At 51.2% G+C, this 5,277-nt stretch carries 6 protein-coding genes; 2 read left to right on the forward strand and 4 right to left on the reverse strand.

Annotated elements, in window-relative coordinates; genetic code table 11:
• Positions 1–78 precede the first annotated feature (78 nt).
• The 4 genes from L5462_RS04835 to L5462_RS04850 form a co-directional block, all read right to left on the reverse strand.
• Complete coding sequence (locus L5462_RS04835) at positions 79–657, reverse strand: TIGR00267 family protein (protein ID WP_237779683.1); 579 nt, start codon at positions 655–657, stop codon at positions 79–81.
• A gap of 35 nt (positions 658–692) precedes the next feature.
• Positions 693–1,886, reverse strand: coding sequence for a hydroxymethylglutaryl-CoA reductase (NADPH) (gene hmgA / locus L5462_RS04840; RefSeq protein WP_237779684.1), 1,194 nt, complete (start codon positions 1,884–1,886; stop codon positions 693–695).
• Positions 1,886–2,755, reverse strand: a complete 870-nt coding sequence (gene sucD, locus L5462_RS04845) for a succinate--CoA ligase subunit alpha (RefSeq protein ID WP_237779685.1) — start codon at positions 2,753–2,755, stop codon at positions 1,886–1,888. Before sucD ends, hmgA begins: the two co-directional genes overlap by 1 nt.
• 126 nt (positions 2,756–2,881) lie before the next feature.
• The gene (locus L5462_RS04850; RefSeq protein WP_237779686.1) at positions 2,882–3,610 is read right to left on the reverse strand and encodes a hypothetical protein; all 729 of its coding nucleotides are present in this window, start codon (positions 3,608–3,610) and stop codon (positions 2,882–2,884) included.
• A 269-nt stretch (positions 3,611–3,879) separates the two neighbouring features.
• Between L5462_RS04850 and aroD the strand changes: the two genes are divergently transcribed.
• Entirely contained in the window at positions 3,880–4,545 is a 666-nt protein-coding gene (aroD, locus tag L5462_RS04855; protein WP_237779687.1) for a type I 3-dehydroquinate dehydratase, read from the forward strand.
• Positions 4,546–4,547: 2 nt separating this feature from the next.
• Entirely contained in the window at positions 4,548–5,159 is a 612-nt protein-coding gene (locus L5462_RS04860; protein ID WP_237779688.1) for a S24/S26 family peptidase, read from the forward strand.
• The last annotated feature ends 118 nt before the right edge of the window (positions 5,160–5,277 follow it).

A 5,277-nucleotide genomic window follows, 5' to 3' on the forward strand; every position in this document is an offset into this window, starting at 1 on the left:
CAGTTAATTTTTCCGGATAAAAACATTCTAAGAAAAACAAATATCTGAATAACCTTTCTCATGTAAAAAAAATCTTTTTCAGTGGGAGCCCCCAAGGAAGATGCTGACAAGGCCTATGAGGATCCCTATCACAACAACCTCCAGACTCGTCCTGTAGATGTTCTCCCTTGAAACCCTCCCGAGGTAGACGCCCAGGACCAGGAGGGCTACAAGGCACAGTACAACAGTCACCATGGTTGCTGTCATCCTCTCAGATATCACAAGGAATGGGAGTACAGGTACAAAGGAGCCAAGGAAGCTTGAGAATCCATGTGTGAACATGCTCATGTAAACCCGGCGCCTTGCCTGCTGGTGGATGATGGTGTCATCCAGCTTACCCTCATCCATCATCATCTTCCTCTCAAGTTCACGCATCGTCCTTGTTTCTTCAGCCCTCTCACCTATGAATGAACCGAAGGCATTGGACATTGCAAGGGCCACGCCACCGCTGAGGCCTGTTAGGGCTATGAGGTGATTGTCCACACTCAGACCACCGGCACCTGCAACCCCACTGGCGGTTAGTGTAACACCCATCACAGCGAGTATACCGTCAAGTGTCCCGAGAGCCACATAGCGGCTCATGTTGATGTACTCATGAAGAAATTCACGTATATCCATCTCTGATCATCCATCACCATTTCAGTCAATGAGGGCTAACCCCTCCCCAGTTCACTGTGTGCACGTGCAAGGTGGCCGGCTGCAAGGGCGCCCATGAGGGAAAGTTCACCTGCAAGGACAGCTCCCCCCACGATCTCTGCAAACTCATGAACCCCCCCTGAACCCCGGACACCCATGATATCAAGGCACTCGGATGCTGTCTCAAGTCCCGTGCCGCCCCCAACAGTTGCAAGGGGCACATCAGGGAGGTTGACTGAGAAGTAGAGGTCACCATTTTTCTCCTCTGCAACGGTAACCCCAAGGCTGCCCTCAACAATGTGGGCCTCATCCTGTCCTGTTGCAAGGAATATTGCGCCTATTATGTTGGCGTAGTGGGCATTGAATCCCATGCTCCCAGCCAGGGCTGACCCCAGGAGGTTCTTTGCAGTGTTAACCTCAACAACAGCCTCGGGTGTTGTCTTGAGGACCCTCTCAACCATCTCCCCTGGTACAGTTACCTCTGCACTTATACTCTTACCCCGACCCTCAACCAGGTTTATGGATGCTGGCTTCTTATCGGTGCAGAGATTTCCACTCAGGGCAATAACATGGGCACCTGTCTCCTCTGTGAGGAGCTCAAGGGCCTTCTCTGTGGCGATGGTTACCATATTCATCCCCATGCTATCCCCTGTCGTGTAGACGAACCTGGGGTAAACGTAGGGTCCCGCCACGATGATGGGATCTATCTTTATGAGTTTCCCGTGCCTCGTCGTTGACTCAGCCTCCTCCCTGAGGGCATCAATGTTCTCCTGGATCCATTCCCTGAGCTTTAAAGCGTCAGCAGCGGATCCTGTCCTTATAACTGGGGCCCTTGTCATAGAGTCACCTGTTATCCTGACAGATGCACCCCCTGACCCTGTGATCACCGAGCAACCCCTGTTCACAGAGGCAACCAGTGCACCCTCAGAGGTTGCAAGGGGTACATAGTACTCACCGTCTGCATGTTCACCCTCAACCAGTAGTGGCCCGGCGACCCCCAGGGGGATCTGCACGGCGCCTATGGGGTTCTCAATGTTCCTCCTTGACGCCCTATCCATGTCAATTGTATAGTGGGATACATGCTCAAGTCTGGCTCCTGAGATCCTCTCAATGAACTCCCTTCTTATACTGACAGCCTCATCAACGGGTACGTGCCTTTCAATTTCATAGAGTTTTATCTTACCCTCAAGGAGGTCATCCATGAGTGACATCAGAGAGCCCCCTCCATGCGCCTGAGTTCCCTGACTATGGCGGATGGCCTGTCAACAACCACCGCACCCGCGGCTTCAAGGGCCTCCCTTTTACTCTGCGCTGTCCCCGCGCCACCCTCTATGATGGCCCCTGCATGGCCCATCCTCTTACCTGGAGGTGCAGTTGAACCTGAGATGAATGCGAAGACAGGCTTTGACATGTGGTCACCTATGTACTCTGCAGCCCTCTCCTCGGCGTCTCCCCCTATTTCACCTATGAGGACAACCGCGTCGGTCTGTGGGTCTTCCTCAAACCTCTCAAGGACATCCACAAATCCAAGTCCTGTGACAGGGTCGCCACCTATCCCGACACAGGTGCTCTGGCCAAAGCCAGCCTCTGTGAGCTGGGCAGCGAATTCATAGGTAAGTGTCCCGCTCCTTGAGACTATCCCTATGTTACCCTCGGTGAAGATGTTTGTGGGCATTATACCCAGTTTACCAACACCAGGTGTTATTATGCCAGGGGTGTTGGGGCCTATAACAGTTTTACCCATTCTTTCAGCGTACTCCATTATCTGCATTGAGTCATGGACCGGTATGTGCTCTGTTATTATAACCACAAGGTCAAGGTGCCTTATGGATTCAAAGGCCGCATCCTTGGCAAAGGGCGCCGGTACAAAGATTATGGATGCGTTGACATCCATCTCCTCCCTGACCTCCTCAACAGAGTTGTACACACCCAGGCCAAGGAACTCCTGGCCACCCTTACCTGGTGTCACACCGGCCACTATCCCTGTTCCGTATTCAAGCATCTGTTCTGTATGGAATGATCCCTGTTTACCTGTTATGCCCTGAACCAGGCATCTGGTATCCTCATCAAGCAGTATCATGATAAATCCCCTCTATACTATGTTGGTGAAATCTAAAATACTTGGTGATAATGAATCAGTTAACCCGCCCATTGGATCTGATAACACATCCATTCCAGACCATCAGAATCCCTGCCAGGCACATTTTCAGACCATCAGTATTCTGGTTCTCTCCTCAAATGGCACTGAAAGGTCGATGAGGTTTCCGTTGAGGAATGCCGTGGCAGAGACTATTACACTGCCGGGTATCACATGTGAGGGTGAGCCCCTCCTCACAAGGTACACGTTCTTGTGGCCCAGGGCTGCCCCCAGCATTGCCCCGGCCACGACCCCAACACTCTCCATATCCTCTATCGTCGCCACAACAACCGGGTCATCGGTCTTATCTGAAACGTAACCCACGCCTGGAATCCTGCGGACCCCTGGTTTGATCTCCTGGCTTACATCTGTAACGCCATCCATTCCGCCTGCAGCCTTTATGGCTGAATTCGCAACATCAGCCACGAAGTCCTCACCACCATAGGTGTCAAATGCCAGTATAACCGCATCAGGGTAACGATCCTGCCTTACAAGCGCCTCTGCATAGGATATACCCTCACCTGCACCGTCAGGTTCATCTGATATCCCCTCAAGGTCTCCAAGGCTCTCTGATGAGTCCCTGAGTATCTCAACTATCGCCCTGTTCACGTCCTCCAGCATCTCATCCTCTACAAATGCACTTATAACCACATCGTCACCTGTTATGTTCGTGAGTGCTGCGCTCTCTGCACCCGCATCAAGGAGGCCCGGTATCGAGGCCTCCAGTGCATTTATAAGTTCCCTGCTGCAGCTTGTATCATTATCTGATATATCTGCACCTATGGAAGTTATCCTCAAATCAATCACCTGATACCTAATTATGAGCCGCGTGAATAAATAGGTTACAGCGAACCCCTGAGTTTGGCTCCTGAGTACTGTTGCGTATGGCTTATATGTGTATACTGAAGTTAAACCACCCATCAAAAAGGTTTGGCTCCTGAGTACTGTTGCGTATGATGGGAATAAACACCTCAACCATGCAAAATTTAATTACCAGAAATAACATATAGAGATTAGTGTAAATTATTGGTTCTCTGGACTCCACAAACCTTAGGAGAAATAATTCAATGAAAACCATGATCTGTGTCCCCATCTTTGAGAGGACATATGAAGCCATTATCGAATCTGCAGAAAGGGCAATAGATGCAGGAGCCGATATCCTGGAGCTCAGAATAGATGCCCTCAAGGAGGCATCCAAGGCTGATGTGAAAGGGGTCATAGAGGATATCGACTTTCCTGTAATAGCAACAAACAGGTCCCCGGAGGAGGGCGGTCACTTCAGTGGCACTGAAATTGAGAGGATAGAACTCCTGAGGTCCGCTGCCGAGGTGGCCCGCTATGTTGATGTTGAACTCAGCACCGACCCTGAGCACATAGAGAGTGTCACGGCCGTTGCCGAGGGAAGCATCATATCCTATCATAACTTCACCGGGACGCCCTCACTGGAGGCCCTCCTGAGGATAGTCAGGATGGAGAAGGAATTCGGGGACATTGCAAAGGTGGCGGTTATGCCCCAGAACATGGCAGACACCCTCGTGGTTCTCCAGTTGCTCTCAGTGGAGGATAACACAATAGCAATATCCATGGGGGAAGCCGGGAAATACACGAGGATTGCAGCTGCCCTTTTCGGTGCCCCGCTTACCTTTGCCTCTGCGGATCGTTCAACAGCACCTGGACAGATGGACGTCCGTATCACCCGGACAATGATTGATGAACTCATGCCGGAGGATTGAAGATGAAGAAGGTTCTGATTGTCCTTGCAGTGCTTGTCATCGCCTTTGCAGGTGTATTTTACTATACAGAGAACGCTGATTCGGTTGATATCACGATAAAGACTGACGGGGTTAACATCACGGTTGAGGCAGACACCATCTTCTTCCAGAAAGCCCCCCCTGAGATGGAGCAGAGGATCGGTGAATACATGGCGGACGTCATCAACGACCCTGACAGTACCGTTGAGACAATAAAGGGTAATGTCACGGAGATAGCAAAGAGTTACGGCTACAGTAAGGTTGACGTGACCATTGAGTCACAGTTCGGTGTTGACCAGCTCCCCATGCCAGCCGTTGTGAGCGGCGACTCCATGTACCCCACACTCAGGGATGGACAGGAACTCATAGTGCTCAAGACAGACGACTACAGGGTGGGGGATATAGTTATAGCCAAGCACCCCGAGTATGGCCTTATAGTGAAGAGAGTCGGTAAGATAGAGCCCACCAGGGTATACCTCATGAGCGACAACAGGAGGGTTGAGCGCATCTACACACCAACATCGGTGATCGTGAGGACGCCCCTCAACACATGGGTTCCAAGGTCGGCCATTGTGGGTGTTGTGAAGAAGTACTGAAAACTCCACACCCCCCTCCTAACCACTTCTACGTTTTCAGAAGTACCAGAACCACACACCCTTCCTAACCACTTCTACGTTTTCAGAAGTACCAGAACCACACACCCTTCCTAACCAC

The organism is Methanothermobacter sp. K4, assembly GCF_022014235.1.
Lineage (GTDB): Archaea > Methanobacteriota > Methanobacteria > Methanobacteriales > Methanothermobacteraceae > Methanothermobacter.